Below are 26,978 nucleotides of genomic sequence, written 5' to 3'. Positions count from 1 at the left end.
CACGCTACGCACCGCCCGCCTCCTCGTCCTGGGAACGGACCGATCCGCGGGCACCATCCTGTCCGCCAGCGCGCCGCCGCGCTGCGTCCCGAGGAGTCCGCATGCCCGCCGTTTCCATTCTCCCGCCGCTACCCTCCGTCACTATCCCGCTCGCTCTGCTCATCCCGTCGGGCAAGGAGAGCTACTTCGACTCCGCCGCCGACCCGGTGCCCTTCACCCGGCGGGCGTTCCAGTTCCGCGGGGAGAAAGTACTCATGCCCCTGGTACACGCGTTCCTGGCGTCCTGCGCCACGCACGGAGACGGCGAGTACCGGTACGTGTTCGACCTGCTCGGCACCGAACTCGTCGGAAACGCACTCCGGCACTCACGATCCGGTGAGCCGGGCGGCACCTACACGCTGCGGGTCGACCGCTCCACCGGCGGGCTGACGCTCACCTGCCGTGACGAGGGGGAAAAGGGCGGTCGCCGCTACGACCACCGGGAACGCCATTACCTCTCGGTGCCCGAGCCCGACATCGACCCGCTCGCAACGGCCGGGCGCGGCCTCGCCATCGTCGATGCGCTGTCCACGTCCTGGGGCGACAACGGTTTCCCGAGCCACCGCCAGGTCTGGTGCTACCTCGCCTTTGACCTGGCCGGAAGCGCCTGGCGCGCGGGCTGAGCGAACGGACCGAACGCCTCGACCTCTCCCGATGGCACCGTCCGCCCCCGGCATGACGCCGTCCGCCCCGACAGGGCCGCGAGGTCGGCCGCGGGATTCGGAGGATCTGCGCGCACCGTGGTGCCGAAATCGTCTCTGGACCCCTGTCGTGACGGACGGGTCCCGGTGAGAATCGGATCATGGCCTCCCCTGGTTCACCCCCGGCCTCGGAGCTTCCCCCGGAGCTGGCGCCGCTTGTCCGCGGCGACCCCGCCCGCATCGGCCCCTACCGCGTCGTCGGACGCCTCGGTGCGGGCGGAATGGGCGCCGTCTACGGGGCGCTGGACGACTCCGGACGCTGCATCGCGGTCAAGGTCGTGCATCCGAAGTTCGCCGCCGACCCGCGATTCCGCACCGCCTTCGCCCGCGAGGTCGAACTGATGCGCCGTGTCGGCGGCCTCTGCACCGCCGAGGTCCTGGCCGCCGATGCCGCGGCGCCGCGGCCGTGGATGGCCACCGAGTTCGTCGCCGGGCGGACGCTGCGGGCCCACGTCGGCGAACTCGGCCCGCTGACCGGGGAGGTCCTCGACGCGTTCGCCGCGGGTACGGCGGAGGCGCTGGCGTCCGTCCACGCCGCCGGGATCGTGCACTGCGACGTCAAGCCCGCCAACGTCATCCTCTCCCCCGACGGCCCCAAGGTCCTCGACTTCGGGATCGCCCGCACCGTCACGGCCTCGACCCCGGCGGGCGAAGGCGTGTTCGGCTCCCCCGGGTGGATGAGCCCCGAACGCCTCAGCGGCGCCGAACCCACCGCCGCGGGCGACATGTTCGCCTGGGGCGGCATGGTCGCCTTCGCCGCCACGGGGCGCGCCCCCTTCGGCCGCGCCGAGGCGCGCGAACTGCTGCGCCGGACCCGCGAGGATCCGCCCGACATCGAGGGTGTCCCCGCGGAGCTGCTGCCCCTGGTGGAACGGGCGCTGTCTAAGGATCCGGGCACCCGGCCGAGCTCCGAGGAGGCGTTCCACGCCGTCCTCGCCCGTGCGGAGAGCACCCCCGGCACCGGGGCGGACGCGGTACCCGCGCCCTCCCCCGGCGGCAGCCTCGGCGAGCTGCTGCGGCGAGTGTGGACCGGGTTCGACGCTCCGTGGCACCGGCCGGCGCTCTGGCTGGCCGCAGCCCCCGTCCTCGGCGCCGCAGGCGGGACGGTACTGGCGGGCGCCGTCGGCACGGGCGGCGCCGTCGGGGCGAGCGGGGCCGCGGGCGCGGGCGGCGCAGCGGCGGGCGGTGCCGGTTCCGCCGCCGTCGCGGGGTCAGCGGGGACGGCGGCCGCGGGGACCGCGACAGCGGGCGCCGCCACGGCCGCGGGGACCAAACTCGCCGGGCTCGTGGCCGCCGGGGCACTCGCGGCCGGGGCAGCGGGCGGCGGCGGGTACTACGCCTACGGGGCGCTGACCGCGCTGACCCCCGCCGAGACCCTCGACCGGGCGGCGCGGCTCGTCTCGGACTCCCGCAGCTTCCAAGCGCGGCAGACGGACGAGTTCACGCTCGACGGAGCCGAGTCCCCCGACGCCGTCGTCGAAGAGGTGACCGAGCACCGGTACAACGCGGAGTCGGCCGCGGACTACAGCCAGATCGTCGTCGAGCGCGAACAGGGCGACGACGCGGTCACCGGGTCGGCCCGGATCGGCGAGACCCTGGTGTACCGCGTCGCGGACGGGTGGACCAGCGAGGACCCGGACCCCGAAACGCCCGCGCCGGGGATGGAGTACTACTCCCCCGAGTGGATCGCCGCCGACCTGCGGGCGATGGCCGACGGTTCGGAGATCACCGAGCACGAGGAGGACACCGAGCTCGACGGGACCCCCGCCACCCACTACACCGGCTCCTTCACGGCCACCGTCGTCGACCGGGACTCCGGGGAGCAGGTCGACGCCGCGGCGGAGTTCGACGTGTGGATCGACGCCGAGGGCTTCCCGCTCCGCTCGGAGGCGGCGTTCGACGACGGGGCCGACATCGGCGCACGGCAGACCACCGTGTCGTACTCGGCCTTCGACCAACCGGTGGAGATCCCGGAGCCGAAGCCGTCAGAGGTCGTCGCGGGCAGGTGCGACGAGGAGGTGGTCTCCCCGAACAACAACGAGGCCATCGCCTTGGAACCGGCGACACCGGGCGTCACCTGCGCGGAGGCCGTGGACGTCCTGGAGGGCTACTTCGCGCTGCCGCCCGAGGAGATCCAAGGCAGCGGCGCATTCGGCACCTACGAGGGGTGGGAGTGCGGCTGGGTGCCGCTCGGCATGCAGGTGCCCGGCGAACCGATCGGCTCCTGCGAGCAGGAGGGCACCGGCGCCGCGATCGCGCTCCTCGACGGCGAATAGCGCCACCGGGACGGCGCGGGCGGCCGGGCGGGGCGCGGCGCCGCGGCCGTGCCCCGCCCGGTCATCCGCCGGCTACTCCCACTCGATGGTGCCCGGGGGCTTGCTGGTGACGTCGAGGGTCACCCGGTTGATCTCGGGGACCTCGTTGGTGATGCGGTTGGAGATGGTGCCCAACACCTCGTAGGGGACCTGGGCCCAGTCGGCGGTCATGGCGTCCTCGCTGGTGACAGGGCGCAGCACCACCGGGTGGCCGTAGGTGCGGCCGTCGCCCTGCACACCCACCGACCGGACGTCGGCCAGCAGCACGACCGGGCACTGCCAGATGTGGCGGTCGAGCCCCGCGCGCGACAGCTCGTCGCGGGCGATGGCGTCGGCCTCGCGCAGGATGTCGAGGCGTTCGCGGGTGACGGAGCCGATGATGCGGATGCCGAGGCCGGGCCCCGGGAACGGCTGGCGCCACACCATCTCGGCGGGCAGCCCCAGTTCCTCGCCGACCCGCCGCACCTCGTCCTTGAACAGCTCGCGCAGCGGCTCGACCAGGGTGAACCGAAGATCCTCCGGGAGGCCGCCCACGTTGTGGTGCGACTTGATGTTCGCGGTACCGGTGCCGCCGCCGGACTCCACCACGTCGGGGTACAGGGTGCCCTGGACGAGGAACTCCACGGGTTCGTCGGCGGCGCCGCCCGCGGCGACCACCTCGCGGGCGGCCTGCTCGAAGACGCGGATGAACTCGCGGCCGATGATCTTGCGCTTCTCCTCGGGGTCGCTGACCCCGGCGAGCGCGTCGAGGAAGCGGTCCTGGGCGTCCACCACCTTCAGCGAGACGCCGGTGGCCGCGACGAAGTCCTTCTCGACCTGCTCGGCCTCGCCCTTGCGCAGCAGCCCGTGATCGACGAAGACGCAGGTGAGCTGGTCGCCGATGGCGCGCTGCACGAGCGCGCCCGCGACCGCGGAGTCGACGCCGCCGCTGAGTGCGCAGACGACCCGCTTGGCGCCGACCTCGGAGCGCACCCGGGCGACCTGCTCCTCGACGATGTTGACCATCGTCCAGTTGGGCCGGCAGCCCGCGCCGTCGTACAGGAAGTGCCGCAGCAGCGCCTGGCCGTGCTCGGTGTGCATGACCTCGGGGTGGAACTGGACACCGAACAGCGCGCGCTCGGGGTCCTCCATGGCGGCGACGGGGGTGCTGGCGGTACTGCCGCTGACCCGGAACCCGGCGGGCGCCTCGACCACGGAGTCGCCGTGCGACATCCACACCGACTGCACACCGGGGAGGGTGTGGAACAGCACGGTGTCGGTGGCGCAGTCGAGCCGGGTGCGGCCGAACTCCGACCGCCCGGTGCGTTCGACCGAGCCGCCCAGCCCGCGCACCATGGCCTGGAAGCCGTAGCAGATGCCGAGGGTCGGGATGCCGGTCTCGAACAGGCCCTCGGGGACCTGCGGGGCGCCGTCGGCGTAGATGGACGCCGGACCGCCCGACAGGATGATGGCCTTGGGCCGCTTCGCCAGCATCTCGGCGACGGGCATGGTCGAGGGGACGATCTCGCTGTACACGTGGCATTCGCGCACGCGCCGCGCGATCAACTGGGCGTACTGCGCACCGAAGTCGATGACGAGGACGGTGTCGAACGTGCTGTCGGCAGCACCGGCAACGGACACGTGGCGGCCTTCCCGCAGGTGGGTTGTTGATTGCCACCAGTCTAGGACCCCGCGAGCACACCGCGGGCGGTGCTCCGCGCGACCGCGGAACCACGGGCGGACCGCGGGGGGCGCCGCGCCGCGGACCGCTCTCCTCAGCGGATGCGGAACCGCTTCATCAGCCGGGCGCCCGTGGTCATGGCCTTGGCGAGCATCTGCCCGCTGGTGCCGGGCGGCCCGGCCAGGCCGACGAAGTGCTGGCTGGCGATGGTCTGGGCCTCGGTGTAGCGCAGCAGCCCCTCGTGGCCGTGGCGGCGGCCCAGCCCGGAGCGCTTCATGCCGCCCATCGGCGCGCCGTAGCTCGCCCAGGCGGCACCGTAGCCCTCGTTGATGTTGACGGTGCCCGCGCGGATGCGCTCGGCGATGCGGCGGCCCCGTGCGACGTCCTTGGTCCACACGCTGGCGTTCAGCCCGAACTCGGTGTCGTTGGCGCGCTCGACGGCGTCGTTCTCGTCGGTGAAGGCGTACACGGAGACGACCGGGCCGAAGGTCTCCTCGGCGCAGGCGCTCATGGCGGGCCGCACGCCGCTGAGGACCGTTGGCTCGTAGAACAGCGGGCCGAGGTCGGGGCGGGGGCGGCCCCCGGCGAGGACGGTGGCCCCCTTGGCGCGGGCGTCGTCGACGTGCGCCGCCACCCGGTCGAGTTGGCGCTGGTAGGTGAGCGAGCCCATGTCGGCGGAGAAGTCGAGTTCCGAGTTGAGGGTCATGTCGCCCACCGCCGCCGCGAACTTCGCGGTGAACTCGTCGAAGCGGGATTCGTGGACGTACACCCGCTCCATGGCGATGCACAGCTGCCCGGCGTTGGAGAAGCACGCCCGCAGGGCGCCCTCGACGGTGCTGTCGAGATGGGCGTCCTCGCAGACGATCATCGGGTTCTTGCCGCCGAGCTCGGCGGAGCAGCCGATGAGCCGGGCGGCGGCCTTCTGCGCGACGGCGGCGCCCGCGGCGGAGGACCCGGTGAACGCGACGTAATCGGCGTGCTCGATGAGCGGGTCGCCGATCTGCGCGGGCTCGCCGAGCACCGGCAGCCACAGGTCGGCCGGCAGCCCGGCCTCGATGAGCAGGTCGATGGCCCACAGCGCGGTGAGCGCGGTCTGGGTGTCGGGCTTGGCGACGACGGCGTTGCCGGCGAGGAGCGCGGGGACGGCGTCGCCCACCGGCAGCGCCAGCGGGTAGTTCCACGGGGTGATGACGCTGACCGCGCCTTTGGCCTGCCGGTGCACGTAGGTGCGGGTCGCCAGGGGGACGGCGCCCATGGTGCGGCTGCGGCGCAGCAGCCGCGGGGCCTGGCGCGCGTAGTACAGCGTGCCGGCCGCGGCGTCGTACACCTCCTCGAAGGCGTGCCTGCGCGCCTTGCCGGTCTCCCATTGCAGGATGTCGAGGATCTCGGTCTGGCGGTCGAGGACGAGGTCGTGGAAGCGCAGGAAGGGTTCGACGCGGTCGCGCGGCGGCATCGCCGCCCAGTCGCGCTGGGCCGCGCGGGCCCGGGAGAACGCCGCCGCGACGTCGCCCGCCGTGCTCACCGGGAGTTCGACCAGCGGCTTGCCGGTGAAGGGCGCGACGGTGGCGGTCTTCTCGCCGCCGCCGCTGACCACGTGCCGGGTGAGGCGGTCGACGAGGTCCGCGGAGAGGGTGGCGGTGTGCGTGGCGTTGCCCATGCCGGGAAGCTTAATTCCAGCACCCGCCATTGACTACCCGGCGGTAACCGAGGTGTGGCGCCCGGGGCGGGTCCGCGGCCGGAAATGGACGTCCGGTGCACTGGACAAGCGGCCGGGCGGCGCGTTCGATTCATTACATGTCGAGGTGACCCGCACGCGCCGCCCGCCCACTTCCGAGGGACTCTCCATGGACCGCAACGAGACCACCACCGTCGCCGTATCCGGCGGCGGCCCCGCCGGGATCATGCTCGGCCTGCTGCTCGCCCGCGCGGGCGTCGAGGTCACGGTCCTCGAAAAGCACGGCGACTTCCTGCGCGACTTCCGCGGCGACACCGTGCACCCGTCCACCCTGGAGACCCTTGACGAACTCGGGCTCGGCGGGCAGATCGACCGCATCCCGCACCGCAAGCTGCACCGGCTGACCATCGGCTCGCCCGAGCAGCCCTTCGTCAACGGCGACCTCGCCAAGCTGCCGGGGCGCTACAAGCACATCGCGATGATCCCCCAGTGGGACTTCCTCACCATGCTCACGGAGCACGCGGCGCGCTACCCGGGGTTCCGGCTGCGCATGAACGCCAAGAGCACCGGCCTCCTCGACGAGGGCGGCGCCACCCGCGGCCTGGTGTACGAGGACGCCGAGGGCAGCCACGAACTGCGCGCCGTCCTCACCGTCTCCGCCGAGGGCCGCGACTCCGCGCTGCGCGACGCCGCCGGGCTGACCCCGGTGAACCTCGGGGCGCCCATCGACGTGCTGTGGCTGCAAGTGAGCCGCCGCCCGGACGACCCCGACGGCCTGAACGGGCGCCTCGGCTCCGGCGCCATGGTCGTCGCGGTCGACCGCGGCGACTACTGGCAGCTCGCCTACCTCATCCCCAAGGGCGGCATCGAGCAGGTCAAGGCCGACGGGATCAAGGTCTTCCAGGACCGGCTGGTGGAACTCCTGCCGTTCCTCGACGGGCGGGTCACCGAGGAGGTCCACTCGTTCGACCGGGTCGCGTTCCTGAACGTGGAGCTCAACCGGCTGCCCACCTGGCACCGGGCCGGGTTCCTCGCCATCGGCGACGCCGCACACGCCATGTCACCGGTGGGCGGGGTCGGCATCAACCTCGCCGTCCAGGACGCGGTCGCCACGGCGAACCTGCTGGCCGAGCGGCTGCACGACGCACAGGGCCACCCCGACCGGTTCACCAGGACGCTCAACCCCGACCTGCTGGCGCAGGTCCGCCGGCAACGGTGGACGCCGACGGTGGGCACCCAGGCGATCCAGCGCCTCATCCAGACCCAGGTGCTCGAACGCGCCCTGCTCCGCGGCGGCGGGATGGCGGCGCTCCCCGCACCGCTGCGCGCCGTGGCGGGCAGCAGGGCGTGGTCGTCCTTCATCGCCCGGTCGATGGTGTACGGCATCCGCCCCGAGCACGTGCGCTCGCCCGAGCGCCCCGTGCCGCGCGGCTGAGGGTCAGTCGCCGTAGCCCACCGGGTTGGCCGTCTGCCAGCGCCAGGAGTCGGCGCAGGCGTCGTCGATGGTCTTGACGGCGGTCCACCCGAGGTCGCGCCGCGCCGCCGACGGGTCGGCGTAGCAGGCGGCGATGTCGCCGGGCCGCCGTTCGACCACCTCGAAGGGCACCTCGGCCCCGCTCGCCCGCTCGAAGGCGCGCACCGCTTCGAGCACCGAGACCCCGTGCCCGCTGCCGAGGTTGTAGGCCCGGTAGCCGGGCGCCGCGCCGAGGTGCTCGATCGCCGCCACATGCCCGCGGGCGAGGTCGTCCACGTGCAGGTAGTCGCGCACCCCGGTGCCGTCGGGGGTCGCGTAGTCGTCGCCGTACACCCGCAGGCGGTCCCGGCGCCCCGCGGCGACCTGCGTGATGTAGGGGAACAGGTTGTTCGGCACGCCCTGCGGGTCCTCGCCGATGAGCCCGCTGGAGTGCGCGCCGACCGGGTTGAAGTAGCGCAGCGCGATGATGTGCCACTCCGGCGCGGCCGCGGCGAGGTCGCCGAGGATCCGCTCGCCGAACAGCTTCGTCGCACCGTAGGGGTTGGTGCAGCTCAGCGCCATGTCCTCGGTGATGGGCACCTGGGCGGGGTCGCCGTAGACGGTCGCCGACGAGCTGTACACCAGCCGTCGCACCCCCCGCGCCTCCATGACCTCGCACAGGGTGAGCAGCGCGTCGAGGTTGTTGCGGTAGTAGCGCAGCGGCTGCCCGGTGGACTCGCCCACGGCCTTCAGCCCCGCGCAGTGCACGACGGCGTCGACGCCGTGATCGGCGATGACCTTGTCGACCAGGATCGCGTCGGCGCTGTCGCCGCAGTAGAACGGCACGGGCCGACCGCTGATGCGCTCGACCCTGCGGACCGCTTCGGCGCTCCCGTTGACGAGGGAGTCGAGCACGACGACATCGTGTCCGGCGGCGAGCAGCCGTACCGCTGTGTGCGTGCCGATGAAACCGGCTCCGCCGGTGAGAAGAACGTTCATCAGATGCCCGACGAGATCGCCGGCGCCTGGGGGCGGCGGCGGGGTGTCCCCTCCTCGTCGGCTCCTTCCTGGGGTAGGACCAAACCCGGATACTCGGTTGAGGACGCCGGGGTGGCCCCGCCGGATGCCATGCGCCGGTGATCTTCTTGCCGCGCCCGTTCTTCCCGCGGGCGCGGCGCCCGTCCCCGCCGCCGCTTCGACCGATCCGCGCCCGGGGGGAACCCGCAGCTCAGACGGTGATCGGAGAGGGGCGCCGCGCGGCGTCCGGCCCGCGGATCAGCGTTCGCGGACGGTGATCGCGCCGTCGGAGGTCGAGGCGTCGATCGTGGCGTCCGCGCCCTTCTTCCGCGGCACGTCGACCTCGACCGGCCCGTCGCCGGTGTCGGTCTTGACCGCGTAGGGCCCGCCGCCCACCGGGGTGTCCACGGTGATGTCGCCGTCCTTGGTCGTGGCCGCGAGCGCGCCGAACGCTCCCCCGGCAGCGACGCTCACATCGCCGTCGTGCGTGTCGGCCGCGAGTGAACCGGCGCGCCCCTCGGTGGCGATCGAGACGTCGCCGTCCTTTGCCGCGGCCTTGAGGCTGCCGACCTCCTTGCCGGTGGTGACGGTGACGTCGCCGTCCTCGGCGTTCGCTGCCAGGGAACCGAGGCGGTCCTTCGCGGTGATGTCGATCGAGCCGTCCTGGGTGGTGGCGGCGATGGAATCGGCGGTGACGCCGTCGAGCCGCAGGGAACCGTCCGCAGCGCCCAGCTTCACGGCGCCCGCCGCGCCGGAGAGGGTGACGTCGCCGTCCGTCGCCTTGATGTCGACGGCGGCGCGGGGGTCGGCGACGGTGATCTCGCCGTCGTCGCCGCGCAGCGTCACCTTCGTGCCGAAGGGGACGGTGACCGTGTAGTCCGTGGTGCACCGGCCGCCGACGAACGTCCATTCCTCGCCGCAGTCGCCGGAGTCGACCCGGAGAGTGCCGCCGTGGTCGGTGATCTTCTCGCTCGGTGCCTTGTCGCTGTAGGTGTGGACCCGCTCCACCCGCACCTCGTCGACGTCGGCGCCGGTGACACTGGTCTCTCCGTCGGTGTTGCGCAGGTCCAGCGAGGTGATCCCGCCGTAGGAGTCGTCCGCGCGCTTCTCGGTGGCATCGCCCAGTGCCGCACTCCCGCAGCCGCTCAGGGCGAACACCCCCAGCGCGGCCAGTGCGATGGGCGCCGCCGACCGCAGTCCGCGCCCGAATGCCGTGCCCGCCTTGGCGTCCATTCCCGTGCCACCTCTCCCGTGCTGCTGTCGTGTTGCAGGGGTCCATACTCACGCGGCCGGTCCGGCTCCCACCACCATGCGCGGGTGCCAACGCGGGTGGCGCCAGCACCACCTTCGGACGGGACCCTGGGGTTCCTGTGCGGCCGCGCCCCGATCCGTAGCTTTGCGTTCGAACCAAGGAACGCCTGCGACAGCGCAGGGCGACAACGGGACGCCCGCGACAGTGCAGGGCGACAGAGGGGGCATACGACGATGAGCCTTGCCGAAGTGCGCGACGACTGGACCCGACTCGGCACCGACGACCCCTTGTGGGCGATCCTGTCGCACGCGGACAAGCGCGGCGGACAATGGGACGAGCGGGAGTTCCTGGAGACCGGCCGCACCGAGATCGACGCGGCCGTCGCCTGGCTCGACCGGCTCGGGGTGCGCCCCGCCACGGAACGGGCGCTCGACTTCGGGTGCGGCGCGGGACGGCTGAGCATCGCGCTCACCGACCACTTCGCCGAAGTGGTCGGGATCGACATCGCCGAACCCATGCTGGTGCACGCGCGCCGGCTCGACTGCGCCGGACAGGTGCGCTACCTGCACAACACCCGCCCCGACCTCGCCTGCCTCCAGACCGGGACGATCGACTTCTGCTACAGCAACCTGGTCCTCCAGCACATGCCGCCCGAACTGGCGGCCGGCTACCTGCGGGAGTTCCTGCGGGTGCTGCGCCCGGGCGGGGCGGTGGTCGTGGGGATCCCCGACCTGTACCGGCGCAGCGCCGTGGGCCTGCTGTCGCGTTTCACACCCCGGCCGCTCGCCCGGCTCGTGCAGCGGCACGTACTGGGCTACCCCGCCCCGATGCGCATGCACACCATGCCGGGCGACGCCGTGCGGGCCCTCGCCGCGGCGAACGGCGCACGGGTCGTCGCCGCCGAGGAGTTCGACAACGACCCGCACTGGCGCCACATGCGCTACGTCATCGTGAAGAACGCCCCCGGCGGCCGGTGACAGCCGCTGTCAGCGGACTGGGTCGGCTGACCGGTTCGACGGCCCTGATCGACGGCCCTGATCGACGGCCCCGATCAACGGCCCCGATCAACGGCCCCGATCAACGACGCTTCGCGACGCCGGGGTGCACCGGGAACTCGAAGGTCTCCAGGTCGACCTCGAACGGCTTGGGGAGCTGCACGGGCGTGCCGAAGGGTTCCCTGCGCGCGCTCGCGTAGTCGCCGCTGCCGGGATCGGAGAACAGCGTGACAGTGGGCCCGGCCTTGTCCCAGGAATCGATCAGCAGGTACAGGGGGACCTCGCCGGAGGCGTAGGCGCGACGCTTGGCGTCGCGGTCCTCCTCGACGTTGCCCCGGGAGGTGATCTCCACGACCAGCAGCAGATCGGCGGCCGCGATGGGCGTGGAGTCGAGTGGGATGTCCTTCCGCATGGCGAACACGAGGTCCGGAATGTAGAGCCGGCCCACTGCGGGGATCTGCACGCCGAGGTTCTGCACGGCCGTGCCGCCCTCCGGGGCGAGTTTCCGCAGCTCCCATTGGATATCGGAAGCGATCAGGCCATGCGAACCGGACGGGGGTGGGACCACGACGATTTCCTCTCCATGGATCTCCGCCCGCCAACCCTGCGGAACGTCGATCTCCTGCCATGCGCGCAACAGGAGCTCCCACGTCTCATGGGCGGTCATTTGGGACTCCTCCGCAGCATCGGCGCACGGGGTCCGCTCAACGGTCGCAATGCCCATATCACGCATACCTCCTGGAGTGGAGAGGCTACCCAGGGTGGTACCCGGGTGTCCGGCATGCTCCACATTAGGCCGCGGCCCGATTCTCGGAGCGGATTCGGCCGCGGGTACGGCGGGTTCATCCGTTCAGAGCCGGGGGTCGACGGGTTCGGATTCGAGGGCGAGCGCGCCGAACACCGGTTCGTGGACCCGCCACAGCGGTTCGCCGCGGGCGTGGCGGGCCAGCGACTCGACCCCCAGCTTGTGCTCGCTGAGCGCCAGGCCGCTCTTGCGGCCCAGGCGGCGGTCGCGCAGGGTGGCGAGGCGCTCGGGGTCGAGGTAGTCGGGACCGTAGATGATGCGCAGGTACTCCGGGCCGCGCACCTTCAGGCCGGGCTGCACGAGGTTCTTGCGCCCCTTGGTGAGCGGCCCACCGAGGGGCTTGACCACCATGCCCTCGCCCCCGGTCGACACCAGGCCGCGCCACCAGGAGTCGGCGGAGTCGGCCTCGTGGAGGTCGGTGGTGTCGACCGCGAGGTAGCGGGTGGGCAGGACCATGGGCGCGGCCTCGGCCAGGCGCTCGGCCACGCTCATGTGCCAGAGGTGGTCGCGGCCGCTGAAATCGGCGCCCTCGGCGGCCAGCACCATGAACGGGGCGTAGCGCAGCCCCGCCGGGCCGTCGGTGTCCCAGGTGTAGCGGCGGTACACCGCGCTGAACGCCTCGATGCCGTCGAGGCGGCGGTCGACGCGCCCGGCCAGGGCCGCGACGTCGAGGCCGCGGTCGGCCGCCGCGCGCAGCACGCCCTGCGCCGCCGGGAGCGCCGCGCGGCCGGCCGCGCCGACGGAGGCGTACTGGTCGCGGATGAGGCCGGCGGCCTTGGCGGACCACGGCAGGAGTTCGCCGTCGAGCGCCAGCCAGTCGGTGTCGAGCTCGGCCCAGAGCCCCGCGGCGGTGATGGCGGAGCGGAGCTCGGCGAGGACCGCCGACTCGGTGCCGGGGTCGCGGAAGAACGGGCGCCCGGTGCGGGTGTAGACGGTGCCGAGGGTCCCGGGGACGAAGCGCCGCGCAGCGGCGTGTTCGTCGCGGCAGACCACGGCGACCGCGCGCGAACCCATGTGCTTCTCCTGGCACACGACGCGGTCGACCCCTTCGCCGCGGTAGTACGACAGCGCCTCGGCCGGACGCTCCAGCAGCGCGGGGTCGGCCGAGGTGGGCGCGGGCGCCATGGTCGGCGGCAGGTACAGCAGCCAGCGCGGGTCGACAGCGAACCGGCTCATGACCTCCAGCGCGGCGAGGGCGTTCTGCCCCGGGACGCGCACCCGGCCGAACGCGGTCTCGACGGCGCCGCCGGGGTGGTCGGCGCCGTCGGCTCCGGCGGGGAGGTCGGAGATGCCGAGGAGGCCGGGGTCGCGCACCGTGCCGGTGGCGGGGGCGGAGTCGCCGGGGTCGAGGAACGGCCTGGTGGGCTCGTACCAGGTGTGCTCGGCGGCGACGTCGACGATCTCGCGTTCGGGGTAGCGCAGTGCGGTGAGCCGCCCGCCGAACACGCAGCCGGTGTCGAGGCAGATGGTGTTGTTGACCCACTCGGCCTTGGGGACGGGCGTGTGCCCGTAGACCACGGTGGCGCGGCCCCGGTACTGCTCGGCCCACGGCAGCCGCACCGGCAGGCCGTATTCGTCGGTCTCGCCGGTGGTGTCGCCGTAGAGGGCGAACGAGCGCACCCGGCCCGACGACCGGCCGTGGTACTCCTCCTTGAGCCCGGCGTGCGCGACGACGAGATCGCCGCCGTCGAGGACGTAGTGGCTGATGAGGCCGTCGCAGAACGCGGTGGCGCGGCGCTGGAAGTCGTCGTCCTGCGCGGCGAGCTGCTCCAGCGACTCGGCCAGTCCGTGCGACACCCGCACCTTGCGGCCCTTGAGGGACCGGGCGAGCTTCTGCTCGTGGTTGCCCGAGACGCACAGGGCGTCGCCGGAGTCGATCATGCCCATGGCGAGCCGCAGCACGCCCGGGGTGTCGGGCCCGCGGTCGACGAGGTCGCCGACGAACACCGCGGTGCGGCCCTCGGGGTGCCGGGCGCCCACGGCGCGGCCGGAGGGGTCGGACTCGATGCGGTACCCGAGTTCGGTGAGCAGCGATTCGAGTTCGGCCCGGCAGCCGTGGACGTCGCCGATGATGTCGAACGGCCCGGTGAGGTGGCGTTTGTCGTTCCAGGACTTCTCCAGCGCGATGGTCGCCGCGGAGATCTCCTCGGGGCCGCGCAGGATGTGGACCTTGCGGATGCCCTCTTTGTCGAGGCGGCGCAGGTTGCTGCGGAGGTCGCGGCGCTGCCGGGCGATGACGTGGTCGCCGAAGTCGCGGTCGGTCCGGGCCTTGTTGCGGTGCCGGGCGACGGTCTCGGTGACGTCGAGCACGATGGCGGAGCAGAGGACGTCGTTGTCCTTGGCGATGCGCACCAGCTGCTCGCGCGCCTTGCGCTGGACGTTGGTGGCGTCGACGACGGTGAGCAGGCCGCGCCGCAGCCGGGTGTTGACGATGTAGTGCAGCAGGGCGAACGCGTCGGTGCTGGCGCCCTGGTCGTTCTCGTCGTCGCTGACGAGCCCCCGGCAGTAGTCGGAGGCGATGACCTGGGTGGGCTTGAAGTGCTGGGCCGCGAACGTGGACTTGCCGGAGCCGGAGATGCCGACGAGCAGCACCAGGCCGGTCTCGGGGATGCTCAGCACAGGGGGCGGCCCGGCCGGTGCCGGCTCGGTGGAGTGCGTCATCGGTGGAAAACCCCCATCTGGGTGGATGCGCCGTGCTGCGGGTCCTCGTGCCCGACGGGCAGGAACCGCACCTGGTATCCGTACGTGGCGGCGACCTCGCGCGCCCAGGACTCGAACCGGGCGCGGTCCCACTCGAAGCGGTGGTCGGTGTGCCGCATGGCGTCGTGGTCGAGCCCCTCGTAGAGCGCGTTGTACTCGGCGTTGGGCGTGGTGACGACGACGGCGCGCGGGGCGGCGCGGCCGAACACCACCTGCTCCATGGCGGGCAGCCGGGAGGGGTCGATGTGCTCGATGACCTCCATGAGGACGGCGGCGTCGTGGCCCGCGAACCGGTCGTCGCGGTACACCACCGAGCCGGTGAGCAGGGTCAGCCGGGAGCGCTGTGCCGCGGGCATGGTCTCGACCCGCAGCCGGTCGTGCGCGAACTGGATGGCGGCCTGGCTGACATCGACGCCGGTGACCTGCGTGAACTGGGGGTCGTCGAGGAGCCGCCCGACGAGCTTGCCCGGGCCGCAGCCGAGGTCGAGGACGCTGCGGGCGTTGGCGGCCTTGAGCGCGGCGAGCACCGCCCCGGCGCGCTGTTCGGCCAGCGCGGGCGGTTTGTCGGGGGCCTCCTCGGTGATGGCGGGGGTCTCGCCGCCGTCGTCGGCGCCGGGGTCGAGGTCGTCGACCTCGGCGAGCCGGGCGATCGCGACCCGGAACAGCCGGTTGCGCCGCGACAGGTAGCGGCGGGTGATGCCGGCGCGCTCGGGGTGCCCGGCGAGCCACCCCTCGCCGGCCCGCAGCAGCTTCTCGATCTCGTCGTCGTCGACCCAGTAGTGCTTGGCGCCGTCGAGCACCGGGAGCAGGACGTAGAGGTGACTGAGGGCATCGGCGAGGCGGTGTTCGCCGGTGAGGGTGAGGCCGACGTAGCGGGAGTCGCCCCAGTCGGGCAGGCCGGGGTCGAGCGGCACGGGCTCGGTCCGCACCTGCCAGCCCAGCGGCTCGAAGAGCCGGCGGGCGTACTCGGGGCCGCCGCGGCACGGCACGGCGGGCAGGCTGAGGGTCAGCGGCAGGCGGCGGTCGGGCAGTTCGGGGCGCGCGGTGCAGCGGCCCTTGAGGGCCGTGCGGAAGACGTCGCCCAGCGCCACGGCGAACAGCGACGAGGCGGCGAAGGGGCGGTCGTTGACGTACTGCGCGAGCGCGAAATCGGGGCTGCTGACGCTCTTGCGGGTGCGCAGCAGGGATTGGGGGTCGATCTCCAGCAGCAGCGCGGCGGTGCACCGGTGCTCGTGCGACTCGGGGTAGAAGACGTGCGCGGTCCCATGGGACTGCGTGAACTCCTGGACCCGGTCGGGGTGCTTGTGCAGCAGGTACCCGAGATCGGTGGCCGGCTGGTGGGTGGTGGAGATCGTCAGTAGCACAGGGTCCAGTGTGCTGCACCCCGACAGGTCCCCACCACCGCATTTCGGACGCCTGTGGACGACCGGGACCGCACGCGGCGCGGGCCGCCGCGGGCCCGCGGCGGCCGGCGCCTACCCGCGGCCCTTCAGGATGCGGCGCACCGGGCGGCCCACAGCGCGGCGGACCTTGCGGTACGGCCCGTTCTGGGACCGCTGGACGGCCTTCTGCAACGCGGCGACCTGCTTGGTCAGCTGGTCGATGCGCTTGTCGGCCTTTGCCTGGCGGTCGTTGAGGCGGCGGACGTTCTCCTTCAGCCAGCCGATGCGGTAGCCGATGCCGCCGTCGTCCGCACCGGCCCACGCCTCGACCCCGGGGGCGAACTCGGTCGCGCGCATGCGCGCCTCGAACGCCGCGCCCTTGTCGCCGTCCTGGTAGACGTTGTCGAGGCCGTGCCGGCGCAGGAAGCCCGTCATGCGGTCGAAGCGCTCGGCGTGCCCCTTCACGAGCCCGGTGTAGTCGGCCTCGGCGTAGAGCTCGGCCGCGTCGATGTCGGGCGGCAGGTCGCGCAGCGACCGGTGCGGGATCTCGAAGTAGCGGCTGAGCTCCAGGGTGCGGGAGTCGTGGCACAGGACGACGCTGGGGGTGCCGCCGAGCAGCGCCGCGATGTTGCCGTGGATGCGGGTGCCGAACGCGAAGTCGCACTCGGCGAGGCCGTTGATCCAGGTGACCGGGTCGAGGAAGAGGCGGACCCGGTTGTCGCGGAACAGCGGGTGCGTGCGGTGCTGCGGCAGCGACGCGGTCGTCGCGGTCGCCTCGGAGGTGTCGCCCCAGTACATGGCCTCCAGCTCGGTGAGGTCCTGGGCGATGTAGAGCAGATCGGGGTAGCGCTCGTAGGTGGCGGCGACGGTGCGCGCGATGTCGCCCACGGGGCCCTCGGTGACCGACACCGCGACCTTGGCGCCGCGGTCGAGCTCCGGGCGCCGCTTCGCGACGCTGAACTGGTCGCCGTGGCGGAACATCGACGGGCAGCCGATGACCTCGACGTCGGAGAACCCGAGGCTGTTGAGGTAGCGCTCGGTGAACTCGCCGCGGACGCCGATGCTCGGCGAACGGTCGAGCACGGCCTTGGCGAACCGCTTGACCGTGGCGTCGAGCGGGCGCATGGGCTCCATGTCGTAGTCGAGGTCGGACTGCGCACCGATGCCCAGCACCACGACCGGGATGGTGAGCCCTTCGATGATCCGCGTCCACCGCTTCAGGCTGGCCTCGTACTTGGGCCGGAACGCGTTGGCGAAGGGCATGACGAAGACGTCGTAGTTCTCGTTGATGTGGGCGATGTCCGCGCGCCCGGTCGTGAACCGGGTCGAGGTGACCTCGGTGTCGGCGGTGAGCAGCATCTTGTGCGCGGAGTCGCTGAAGACGAGGTTGCCGACGTTGGCGCCGCCGATCCTCTGCTGCATGGTCTGCTCGACCGTCACGGCCTCGAACGGGCTCTTCCCCGAGCGGATCAGGATCTTCTTCATCGGTGCGCGTCCTCTTCGGTCGGTCGCGGTGCGTTCGGGGTACCGGCGGCCGCCGGGCCGTCGGAGCGATCGGAGCGGTCGGCGATGCCGGGGAACAGCCGGTCGGCGATCCGGGCCGCCGCCTTGCCGTCGTCGAGCGGGCAGAACTGCGCGGTGAACGCCTCGTAGCGGTCGGCGTGCGCGGCGTGGACGGCGTCGATGTCGCGGAGGGCGTCGATGACCTGGTCGGAGGTCTCCAGCAGCGGGCCCGGCGCGGTCTCGCCGAAGTCGAAGTAGAAGCCGCGCAGGTTGTCGCGGTAGTCCGCCAGGTCGTAGGTGAAGAACAGCATCGGGCGGCCGGTGTTGGCGAAGTCGAACATCAGCGAGGAGTAGTCGGTGATGAGGACGTCGGCGACCAGGAACAGCTCCTGGATCTCCGGGTAGGTCGAGACGTCGTGGACGAACCCGCCCCCGGTGTTGGGCACGCGGTCGACGATGTTGGGGTGCCGCCGGACCAGCAGCACGTGGTCGTCGCCGAGCCGCCGCTGCATGGCCTGGAGGTCCAGGTGCAGGTCGAGCTTGTACTTGCCGCGCGAATAGAACTTGTCGTCGCGCCAGGTGGGTGCGTAGAGGACGACCTTCTTGCCCGCGGGCAGGCCGAGGCGTTCGCGCACCCGTTCGGTGAGGGCGTCGCGTTCGGGCGCGTGGAAGAGGTCGTTGCGCGGGTACCCGGTTTCGAGGATCTCGCCCTCGAACCGGAACGCCCGGCGCAGGATGGGGGTGGCCCAGGGGCTCGGCGAGACGAGGTAGTCCCACTGCGCCACCTCGCGGGCCAGCCGCTCGTGGTAGTCGCGGCTGGCGAACTGCACGCGCTCGATGTCGAATCCGATGCGCTTGAGCATCGAGCCGTGCCAGGTCTGCACGACGGTCTGGCCGGGGCGCTTGGCGAACCAGGTCGGCAGGTGGGCGTTTGTCACCACGTGCTCCGAGCGGGCCAGGCCCTCGAAGTAGCCGCGCCCGGTGTGCGGGACCTCGGTGAGCCCTTCGGGGAGGGCGATCTGGCGTTCGCGGACGATCCAGGACGCCGGGAAGTCGGGCGACCGCCTGCGCAGCTCCTCGTAGATGCCGCGCGGGCTGTCGGAGTACTGCTTGCCGCTGTAGCTCTCGAACAGCGCGCCGGGCGCGACCGGCTGCTCGCGCAGCCGCGGGTAGACGCGTTCGCGGAGCCGCTGCTGGGCGTAGGCGCCCTGTTCGGCGGGCGGCAGCGCGGAACCGACGGTCAGGACCGGGACGTCGTAGCGGACCGCGTCGACCGACACGGCGCGGCCGCCGACCTCGGTGCGGGCCGGCAGTTCGGGCAGCAGGGCGTGGGCGACCCGCGCGAAGCGGTCCTCGAAGGTGTCGGGCCCCAGTGTGCGGCGCACCGAGAACCGGTAGCCGCCCGGGCCCAGCGGGACCTCGGCGCCGAACGCCGGCAGCGCCGTGGGCCGCAGCGACACCCGGAACCGGGAGTCGTCGAGCGTGAGCGGGACGACGTGCTCCTCCATGCGGCCCTGGGCGCGGACCACGAGCGACAGCCCGGCGCCGGAGTCGTGGAAGACCCCGGCGACGGTCAGCCGGTCGCCGTCCCACCCGGCCTCGGTGATGACGGGGTGCGCCCTGCCCATGCGGACGAGGGCCCAGCCGGCGCTCTCGCGCTCCACTCCGGCCTCGCCGTGCGCGCCGTGGTAGCGGCCCTCCTCGGCGGTGTCGGCGAGGGACAGCCGGGCGCCGACCCGGTCGCCGTGCAGCAGGCGGAGGTCCCACCGCTCGGAGGCCGCCGGGCCGCCGGCGATGGCGCTGCGCTCGGCGAAGCCGTCGGCGAGGTCGGCGAGTGCGACGCGGGCGCTGAACCCGGCACCGCCCTTTGCCGCGGGTTCGGCGGGGTCGAGCGCGATGTCGATCCAGTGGTCACCGGGCAGCCGGGTGAGCCGCAGGCCGGTCGCGTCGCCCGAACCCGTTCCGAGCACGCCGGTGAGCTCCAGTTCGCCGCCGTCGGTGCGGTGGCCCGTGAGCTGGGCGCGCAGCGGGTCGACGTCGAGCCGGAGGCCGTCGGTGCCCTGCCAGCCGGGGCGCACCCACACGCCCGGTGCCACCTCGTGCGCCGCGGGGCGCTGCGGCGCGCCCGGCTGCGGTTTGCCGAGCCGTGCGCGGCGGACGATGCCGCGGTTGAGCATCCACAGCTCCACGAACCAGGACCCGGGCGCGTAGCCACCGGAGGTCCGCAGCTTCGCGGGGTCGATGGAGATCTCGTAGCCGCCCCAGTCGCGGCGGGCGGTGGCGGCGTCGGGCGGGAGCAGGTACTCGTTGGCGCGGTGCGCGGTGACGGGGACCCGCACCCGGGCGCCGGTCTCGGGGTTGACCAGCCAGGCGCGCATGTACTGCTGGATGCGGCGATTGGGGCGCAGCGACCGCAGGCACGCCCGGCCGGTGACGACGAGGCGGCCGTCGCGCCATTCGATGCGCTCGGCCTTCTGCCGGATGACGAGTTCGCCGTCGAGGCGGTACACCTCGCGGGGCACAGCGGCGGCGGGGTCGTCCTTGAACGGGTACTCGGAGTAGTACCGGGTGCCGTGCCGGACCGCCCTGGCCTTGCGCTGCTCGACGCTCTTGTTGAAGGTCAGGACCTCCAGCAGCTCGGGGAGCATGCTGCGGCGGACGAGGTGCCACTTCAGCCGCTCGATGGACTTCAGCCGGGGCAGCGTGGCGGGGTCGACGGTGTCGAGGTAGTCGTTGCCGAGTCGGAGGAACTCCGCGCGGAACTCCTCGCCCGCGTCGTCGAGGACCTGCATGAAGATCCGGAGGTCGCTGCCGAGCGCCGTTGCGTCCCAGTTGCGCCGGCCTTCGTCGAGCCCCCGCTCGCGGAGGAAGTCGCTGACCTCGCGCACCGCCCGGAACCGGTCCTGCAAGCCCTTGATGTGCAGCCGGTCCTGGGTGATGGACTTGTCGTCGCTGGGCCGCTCGCGCCACAGGTACACCGGGACGGTGAGGACGTCGACCGCCTCGGCGAGGAAGTGCGCCGGGATGACGACCGAGACGTCCTCGTACAGCACGCCTTCGGGGAACCGCAGCTTGTGGGTGTCCCAGAAGGAGCGGCGCCACACCTTGTTGGTGGCGAGGCGGTCGATGAGCAGGGTCTCGCGCTCGGAGATGTGGGTGCGGCGGCCCTCGGTGCGGAAGATCTTGCGGTGCATGGGCGACTGGTGGGTGCCCAGCTCGTTGAGGCGGTGCACGTTGCCGCTGGCGAAGTCCGACCCGCTCTCGCGCAGTCGATTGACCATGGCGCCGAAGGCGTAGGGCGGGATGACGTCGTCGCTGTCGACGAAGGTCAGGTACTCGCCCGCCGCGGTGTCGATGCCGCGGTTGCGCGCGGCGCCGAGGCCGGCGTTGGGCTGGCGGACCAGGACGAACCGGGGGTCGTCGGCGGCGAACCGCTCGGCGATCGCCGCGCTGGAGTCGGGCGAGCCGTCGTCCACCATGATCACTTCGAGGTCGGCGAGGCTCTGGCCGGCCAGCGAGCGCAGGCACTCTTCGAGATAGCGCTCTACGTTGTAGATCGGCACGACGACGCTGAGGGTGACCACACACATCTCCCGGTAATTGCACTACAGCACGGCGGACCCGCGGTATGCGCGGGTGTTGCGAGGACGGCGCGGGTTCGCGGCGCCGGCTCCGGGCGCCCATTCGGACCTGGTCGACGAGCGCGACCGGACAGGTGAACGACGCCCGTACAAAAGGCGGCGAACGTCTTTCCTCGGAAAGAAGACGCGGGGGACAAACGACCGGTTGTCCCCCGAGTCCGAAGAATCCTCTCTGTTACCTCAAATCCCCCTGGTCCCCGCCGTTTCGTACCAATCGGTCACGGACGGCGCAGCATGGCCGCGTAGGAGACCGCGAATCCGAGTGCGCAGTAGGCCGCGAGCACGGCGAACGGGAGGACCGCCGGCCCGCCGGGCGGTACGGCGAGGCTCTCCCTGACGGCCTGGGCCATGGGCGCGAAGGGCAGGACCGCGTGGACCGCCTGGAACCATTCGGGCAGCCGGTCCGCGGGGAAGTTGATCGGCGAGAACATCAGTGTGAAGAACACCACCATCTGCGCCACCAGGGCCGTGACCATCGGCGTGGCGGTGTATGCCAGCGCGTAGCCCAGCGTGGTGCAGGTCAGCGCCACCAGGAGCAGCGCGGGGACGGCGGTCCAGCCGATCGTGAGGCTGATGTCGAACCGCAGGACCGCGACCCCGAGCCCGGCGACGACACCGGGCACGGCCGCGGCGATCCACAGGGTGGTGTCGGCGGCGAGCAGCGCCAGGCGCGGGACCGGCAGCGCCCGCTGGTGGTCGAACGCGCCCGTCTGCTTCTTCGTGCTGATCCCGTTGGGAGTGAGCACCATCCCGACGAGCACCAGGTTGACAGTGGGGGCGCCGGTGGAGAGGTACAGGGCCGCGGTGCGGTCGAGGTCGGGCACGAGGAACGAGAACCCGACCACGATGCCGACCGACAACACGACCTGGACGGCGACGAAGAACGGCAGCATGAGGCGCAGGCCGAGGACGTTCCACTTCAGCAGCAGGGCGTAGCTACGCAGCCAGTGCGCCATGGTGCCCCTCCTCGCTGCCGCCGCCGACCAGCCCGATGTAGACGTCCTCCAGGCTGACGGGCGTCAGCGCGAACTCCTCGATCCGCCCGGCCGCGCGCAGGCGCTGCGCACAGGCGAGTGCGGCGTCGGCCGCATCGGCGGGGAGGGGCACGATGATCCGGCGCCCGACGCGGTGCGGCCGCCCGGCCCCGGCGAACGCCACCTCGGGCGCGTCGGCATCGGCCATGAGCAGGTCGAGCCGCAGGTCCCCCGCGACACCGGCGCGCAGCCCGGCGGGCGTGCCCTCGGCGACCACCCGCCCGGAGTCCATGACGGCCAGCCGGTCCGCGCTGCGCTCGGCCTCGGCCACGTTGTGGGTGACCAGGAGGACCGCGCGGCCGCCCGCAGCGAGCGCCCGGACCTGCGCCCACAGCAGGCGCCGGCGTACCGGGTCGACGTCGTTGGTGGGTTCGTCCATGATCACCAGCCGCCCGGGTTCGGCCGCGGTCATGGCGAACGCGGTGAGGCGCCGCACTCCCCCGGACAGGTGCTCGCCCGCGGTGTCGGCCCATTCCTCGATGTCGAGCGCCGCGAGCAGGTCCCCGGTGCGCGCCCGCGCGCGTTGCCGGGGTGCGCCGCGGATCCGGGCCGTCGTCTCGACGGCCTGGCGCGGGGTGATCCCGTCGAGCGGGACCTGGGACTGGGGCATCAGCGCGCAGGCCGCGCGGGCGGACGCGGGGTCGGCGACGGGGTCCCCGCCGGCGAGCCGGATCGTGCCGGATGTCGGCCGGGCCAGGCCGACGACCTGGTTGATGAGCGTGGTCTTGCCGGCGCCGTTGTGACCGAGGAGACCCAGGACCTCGCCCTCCTCCGCGCGCAGGGTCACACCGTCGTTGGCGCGCGGCCCGCGCCGATAGCGCTTGACCAGATGGTCGACTTCGAGGACTGCCATGGGACACCACATTTCAAATACTATTGAGTATTCGAATACTTTTCAGTATTCGGATATCCTGCCGCGTGTCAAGGGCGTGTGTCCGGCGGACGAGGGGGCGACGGTGGCCGAACGGCTGACCCGGCGGGAGCAGCAGGAGCGCAACCGGGTGCGGTTGCTGCTCGCCGCGGAGCGCGTGTTCGCACGCGAGGGGATCACCAAGGGCACGCTCGACGACGTCGCCCGCGAGGCGGGGCTGACCAAGGGGGCCGTCTACTCCAACTTCGACGGCAAGGAGGACCTGATCACCCAGGTCATCCGGCACCGGTCGGACGGGCCCGAGCAGACCCGGTTCGCCGGGATCCTGGCCGACGGCGGCCTCAGCCCCGCCGAGCGTGTGGACGCCTGGGGGCGCGAATGGGTGCGGGTGGCGTCGAGCGGCGAGCGGTACGACTTCGCCTGGGTGCTCATCGAGTTCATCCTGCTCGGCCGGCACCAGCCCGCCGTCCGCGCGCAACTCGCCGAGCTGTACGCCGACTCCGCGCGGGACTCCGCCGAGTACATCCGGCGGCTCGTCCCCGAGGGCAGCGGGCTGGCCGGGCTGCCCGACACCTCGGTGACCCGCCTGTTCAACGCCCTGGACCTCGGCGTCGCGCTGGTCAACATGGCCGATCCCGCGGGCGCCCCGCTGGACCTCTACCGCGTGGCCCTGCGGCTCCTCGCCGGCCTGCCGCCCGAACCGGAGGCCCCCGAACCGGCGGCGCCCGAGCGCGACGCGTGACCGGCGGGGGCCGGGGTCACTGGCCCGGGGTCACCGGGCCGGGGTGAACCGGTGGGCCTGGTAGCCCAGTGCGAGGCTGATGCGGTCGGCCGCCTCGATGACCTCCGACGCCAGCACCGCCTCGCGGCGGGCGAGGTCGATCGCGCTGAGCGGGCCCGACAGCGACAGCGCGGCGACGACCCCGCCCGATCCGTCGCGGATGGGCGCGGCGACGCAGGCGCGGCCGAGCGCCAGCTCCTCGACCTCGGTCGTGTAGCCGCGGGTCCGGCCCTGCTCCAGGTCGGCGGCGAGGCTCTCGTGGTCGGTGCGCGTGGCCGAGGTGTAGGAGGGCAGGTCCGCCCCGAGCAGTGCGCGGACGCCGTCGGGTGCGAGCGAGAGCATCAGGCACTTGCCCAGCCCGGTGGCGTGCAGCGGGTTGCGGGAGCCCATGAGCACGTGCGACTTCGGTGCGAGCTCCCCCTCGAAGTTGCACAGGTAGAACAGTGCCGCGCCGTCGCGCACGGCGACGTTGGCGCCCAGCCCCAGCCGGCCGGCGAGGCGCTGCGCCACCGGGCGGGCCTCGCGGTGCACGGGGTGGTTGTTGAGCGCGACGGCGGCCAGCGAGAGGTGGTCCATGCCGAGCCGGAAGAAGCCGCTCGCCTCGTCGCGGGCGACCAGGCCGCCGGCCTCCAGGGTGGCGAGCAGCCGCGACACCGTGGACTGGCCGATACCGGTGAGCCGGGCGATGTCGGACACGCGCAGCTCGGGCCGCTCCGCGAGGAACGCGCGCAGCACCGCAACGGCGCGCTCCACCGACTGGTTGCCGCTCTGTTCGACGGCCACGCGGCCTCCTTCTCCGCTCGGTCCTGCATGAGCCATGCAGGATTCGGATTTTCCAGTGCACTCTACGTGTCCCGCGGCCGCCGGATCACGGGGTTCCGCCGCGGGCGGGACCGCTGCGGCGCGCGCCGCCCGGCGGCCTCACCCGCGGAACGGCGCCGCCGTCGCGCCGGCCACCCCCGGCCGGCAGCGGAACACCGCGCCGGCGGTGCCCGCCTCGCCCGGGTCGGCGCCGCGGCGCGAGGTGGTGATGTACAGGTCGCCGAGGTCGGGGCCGCCGAACGCGCATGCCGTAGCGGCGCGCACGGGCACGGCCACCACGGCGTCCGGCACCCCGTCGGGTGCGTACCGGCGGACGGCGCCACCGCCCCACAGTGCGGTCCACACCCCGCCCTCGGCGTCGACGGCGAGCCCGTCGGGGGCGCCGTCGGAGGCGGGGATGCGCGCGAACGGGCGCCGGCCGCGCAGCTCGCCGCCTTCGTAGTCGAGGGCGTCGATCCGGCCGGCCGCCGTGTCGGTGTGATAGCAGGTGCGGCCGTCCGGGCTGAAGCCCAGCCCGTTGGAGACCCGCACCCCGTCGAGCACCCGGGTGGCCCCGCCGCCGGGGTCGAGCCGGTACAGCCCGCCGGGCGGAGCCCCGGGCGCGGAGAGGGTGCCGCAGTAGAACCGGCCGTCGGGGTCGCACCCGCCGTCGTTCATCCGCACGGCGGGATCGGACCACAGCGCGCCGAGGCCGCGCACGGAGCCGTCCGGTTCGACCAGCGCGAAGCCCCGCCGCACCGCGGCGACCAGCCCGCCCCCGGCGCGGGGCCGCACCGCCGCGAGGAACCCGGCGACGTTGCGGCGGCGCACCGCTCCGCTCCCCGGGTCCAGCGTGAGGAGGTCCCCCGCCCGCATGTCGACCCAGAGCAGGCCGCCGTTCTCCGGCGACCACACCGGCCCCTCGCCGTGATCGGCGAGGGGCGCGGTGACCTGGTCGACCGGGATCACCTCACGCCCCGGCGCGGGCGCGCGGCCCGGCGGTCTCGCGGATGCGGAGCACCGTGATCAGCGAGATCAGCGCGACCCCCATCACGTAGAACGCCGGGGAGAGGTCGTAGCCGGTCGACACGACCAGTGAGGTCGCGATGTAGGGCGCCGTGCCGCCGAACAGCGACACCGAGATGTTGTACGGGATGGCGATGGCACCGCTGCGCACCCGCGGCGGGAACAGCTCGGCCATGGCGGCGCTTACGGCGCCGTCGAACGCGGCGATCAGCACGCCGAGCAGGACCATCGCGGCGATCGCCAGAACGGTGCTGTGCAGCGACATCAGCCAGAACGCCGGGTAGCTGAACAGCACGAACCCGCCCGCGCCCGCGATGAGCAGCGGCTTGCGGCCGACCCGGTCGCTCAGCCGCCCCATGAACGGGACGAGTACGGCGACGACCAGCAGGCAGATGGTCCCCGCCGTGAACGACTGGAGCGTCGTGAACCCCATCGGGTCCTGGAGGTAGCTGATCATGTAGGTCTGGAGCGTCCAGTGCGCCACGGCCTTGATGACGACCATCCCGGCGAGCACCAGCATCGCCTTGGTCCCCGTGCGGAACGTCTCGCGCACCGGCGACTCCGTGACCTCGCCCAGCGCCTCCATCCGGCGGAACTCCGGGCTGTCCTCCAGCCTGGTCCGCAGGTAGAGCCCCACCAGGCCGAGCGGCAGGGCGAGCAGGAACGGCACCCGCCAAGCCCATTCCTGCATCGCGGTGTCGCCCAGCGCGATGGTCATGGCCAGCACCAGGCCCGATCCGAACACGAACGCCGCGAACCCGAAGACGTCCACCCAGCTCGTCAGGTAGCCGCGCCGGTTCTTCGGCGCGTACTCGAAGAGCAGGGTGACGGCGCTGGACGACTCGCCGCCGGCGGCGAAGCCCTGGACCAGCCGCGCGAGCACCAGCAGGCCGGTCGCCAGCGCCCCGATGGAGGCGTAGGTGGGGATGACGCCGATGGCGAAGGTCGCGCCCGAGGTCAGCATCACGATGAGGGCGAGGACCCGGTTGCGGCCGATCCGGTCGGCGAGCGGGCCGAAGAAGAACCCGCCGAGCGGGCGGATCAGGAAGCCCACGGCGAACACCGCGAAGGTCGACAGCAGCGCGCTCGCGCCGTCGCCCGCGGGGAAGAAGTTCAGTGCGATGACGGTCGAGAGGGTGCCGTAGATCCCCATCTCGAACCATTCCACGAAGTGGCCCATCCCCGCCGCGAGCATGACCTTTCGGGTCTCCTGCCGCGTGGGGGGCGTGCCGTGGTCGGCTCCCGCCGCCGGGGAGGTCTGCTCTGCCATGGCAGGACACTCGCCTTTCTCGAAGGGTCGCGGAGGACGCGCGGGCCGCGGTCCGCG

19 protein-coding genes are annotated in these 26,978 nt (G+C 72.8%); 5 read left to right on the top strand and 14 right to left on the bottom strand.

The window, feature by feature from the left end; genetic code table 11:
• Nucleotides 1-101 precede the first annotated feature (101 nt).
• Entirely contained in the window at nucleotides 102-662 is a 561-nt protein-coding gene (locus CLV63_RS22855) for an ATP-binding protein (RefSeq protein ID WP_106585234.1), read from the top strand.
• 179 nt (nucleotides 663-841) lie between these two features.
• Nucleotides 842-3,016 (top strand): serine/threonine-protein kinase, encoded by a 2,175-nt coding sequence (locus tag CLV63_RS22850; RefSeq protein ID WP_106585233.1) that lies wholly within the window; start codon nucleotides 842-844, stop codon nucleotides 3,014-3,016.
• A 72-nt stretch (nucleotides 3,017-3,088) separates the two neighbouring features.
• Here the strand turns inward: CLV63_RS22850 and guaA are convergent, their stop codons facing one another.
• Both guaA and CLV63_RS22840 read right to left on the bottom strand, forming a co-directional pair.
• A complete protein-coding gene (gene guaA, locus CLV63_RS22845) occupies nucleotides 3,089-4,675 on the bottom strand; it encodes a glutamine-hydrolyzing GMP synthase (protein ID WP_106585232.1) in 1,587 nt (528 codons plus the stop codon).
• Between the two features lie 134 nt (nucleotides 4,676-4,809).
• The gene (locus tag CLV63_RS22840; protein WP_106585231.1) at nucleotides 4,810-6,372 is read right to left on the bottom strand and encodes a succinic semialdehyde dehydrogenase; all 1,563 of its coding nucleotides are present in this window, start codon (nucleotides 6,370-6,372) and stop codon (nucleotides 4,810-4,812) included.
• Between the two features lie 187 nt (nucleotides 6,373-6,559).
• Between CLV63_RS22840 and CLV63_RS22835 the strand changes: the two genes are divergently transcribed.
• Nucleotides 6,560-7,825: an FAD-dependent oxidoreductase gene (locus CLV63_RS22835; RefSeq protein WP_106585230.1), complete on the top strand. Its 1,266-nt coding sequence runs from the start codon at nucleotides 6,560-6,562 to the stop codon at nucleotides 7,823-7,825.
• Nucleotides 7,826-7,828: 3 nt separating this feature from the next.
• Here CLV63_RS22835 and galE read toward each other — a convergent pair whose 3' ends face one another.
• Together galE and CLV63_RS22825 are read right to left on the bottom strand one after the other, a co-directional pair.
• Nucleotides 7,829-8,842 (bottom strand): UDP-glucose 4-epimerase GalE, encoded by a 1,014-nt coding sequence (gene galE / locus CLV63_RS22830; protein ID WP_106585229.1) that lies wholly within the window; start codon nucleotides 8,840-8,842, stop codon nucleotides 7,829-7,831.
• Nucleotides 8,843-9,118: 276 nt separating this feature from the next.
• On the bottom strand, nucleotides 9,119-10,093 hold the full coding sequence (locus CLV63_RS22825; protein ID WP_106585228.1) for a DUF4097 family beta strand repeat-containing protein: 975 nt from the start codon (nucleotides 10,091-10,093) through the stop codon (nucleotides 9,119-9,121).
• 252 nt (nucleotides 10,094-10,345) lie between these two features.
• Here CLV63_RS22825 and CLV63_RS22820 point away from each other — a divergent pair, with 252 nt between their 5' ends.
• Nucleotides 10,346-11,089, top strand: coding sequence for a class I SAM-dependent methyltransferase (locus CLV63_RS22820; protein WP_106585227.1), 744 nt, complete (start codon nucleotides 10,346-10,348; stop codon nucleotides 11,087-11,089).
• 100 nt (nucleotides 11,090-11,189) lie between these two features.
• On the opposite strand, the gene CLV63_RS22815 is transcribed toward CLV63_RS22820, so the two are convergent.
• The 7 genes from CLV63_RS22815 to CLV63_RS22785 form a co-directional block, all read right to left on the bottom strand.
• Nucleotides 11,190-11,774: a Uma2 family endonuclease gene (locus tag CLV63_RS22815; RefSeq protein ID WP_106585226.1), complete on the bottom strand. Its 585-nt coding sequence runs from the start codon at nucleotides 11,772-11,774 to the stop codon at nucleotides 11,190-11,192.
• Between the two features lie 183 nt (nucleotides 11,775-11,957).
• Nucleotides 11,958-14,573, bottom strand: a complete 2,616-nt coding sequence (locus CLV63_RS22810) for a polynucleotide kinase-phosphatase (protein WP_106585225.1) — start codon at nucleotides 14,571-14,573, stop codon at nucleotides 11,958-11,960.
• A complete protein-coding gene (locus CLV63_RS22805) occupies nucleotides 14,570-15,976 on the bottom strand; it encodes a 3' terminal RNA ribose 2'-O-methyltransferase Hen1 (protein WP_106585224.1) in 1,407 nt (468 codons plus the stop codon). The genes CLV63_RS22810 and CLV63_RS22805 overlap by 4 nt, the downstream gene beginning before the upstream one ends.
• Before the next feature lie 111 nt (nucleotides 15,977-16,087).
• Entirely contained in the window at nucleotides 16,088-17,479 is a 1,392-nt protein-coding gene (locus tag CLV63_RS22800; RefSeq protein WP_106585223.1) for a polysaccharide pyruvyl transferase family protein, read from the bottom strand.
• Nucleotides 17,476-21,081, bottom strand: coding sequence for a bifunctional glycosyltransferase/CDP-glycerol:glycerophosphate glycerophosphotransferase (locus CLV63_RS22795; RefSeq protein WP_106585222.1), 3,606 nt, complete (start codon nucleotides 21,079-21,081; stop codon nucleotides 17,476-17,478). The genes CLV63_RS22800 and CLV63_RS22795 overlap by 4 nt, the downstream gene beginning before the upstream one ends.
• 275 nt (nucleotides 21,082-21,356) lie before the next feature.
• Entirely contained in the window at nucleotides 21,357-22,094 is a 738-nt protein-coding gene (locus CLV63_RS22790; protein ID WP_106585221.1) for an ABC transporter permease, read from the bottom strand.
• Complete coding sequence (locus CLV63_RS22785; RefSeq protein WP_106585220.1) at nucleotides 22,075-23,025, bottom strand: ABC transporter ATP-binding protein; 951 nt, start codon at nucleotides 23,023-23,025, stop codon at nucleotides 22,075-22,077. Before CLV63_RS22785 ends, CLV63_RS22790 begins: the two co-directional genes overlap by 20 nt.
• Before the next feature lie 103 nt (nucleotides 23,026-23,128).
• On the opposite strand from CLV63_RS22785, the gene CLV63_RS22780 reads away from it, so the two are divergent.
• The gene (locus CLV63_RS22780) at nucleotides 23,129-23,785 is read left to right on the top strand and encodes a TetR/AcrR family transcriptional regulator (RefSeq protein ID WP_170134299.1); all 657 of its coding nucleotides are present in this window, start codon (nucleotides 23,129-23,131) and stop codon (nucleotides 23,783-23,785) included.
• 30 nt (nucleotides 23,786-23,815) lie between these two features.
• On the opposite strand, the gene CLV63_RS22775 is transcribed toward CLV63_RS22780, so the two are convergent.
• From CLV63_RS22775 to CLV63_RS22765, 3 genes are all read right to left on the bottom strand, one after another.
• Nucleotides 23,816-24,607: an IclR family transcriptional regulator gene (locus CLV63_RS22775; RefSeq protein ID WP_211301425.1), complete on the bottom strand. Its 792-nt coding sequence runs from the start codon at nucleotides 24,605-24,607 to the stop codon at nucleotides 23,816-23,818.
• Between the two features lie 138 nt (nucleotides 24,608-24,745).
• A complete protein-coding gene (locus CLV63_RS22770; protein ID WP_211301424.1) occupies nucleotides 24,746-25,594 on the bottom strand; it encodes an SMP-30/gluconolactonase/LRE family protein in 849 nt (282 codons plus the stop codon).
• Between the two features lies 1 nt (nucleotide 25,595).
• Nucleotides 25,596-26,921 carry an MFS transporter gene (locus tag CLV63_RS22765; RefSeq protein ID WP_106585217.1) on the bottom strand — a complete coding sequence of 442 codons (1,326 nt, stop codon included), beginning with the start codon at nucleotides 26,919-26,921 and terminating at the stop codon, nucleotides 25,596-25,598.
• Nucleotides 26,922-26,978: the final 57 nt, after the last annotated feature.

Source organism: Murinocardiopsis flavida (assembly GCF_003014485.1).
GTDB classification, from domain to species: domain Bacteria; phylum Actinomycetota; class Actinomycetes; order Streptosporangiales; family Streptosporangiaceae; genus Murinocardiopsis; species Murinocardiopsis flavida.
The sequence above is the reverse complement of the archived record's forward strand: the minus strand, read 5'-3'. Positions and strand labels throughout refer to the sequence as shown.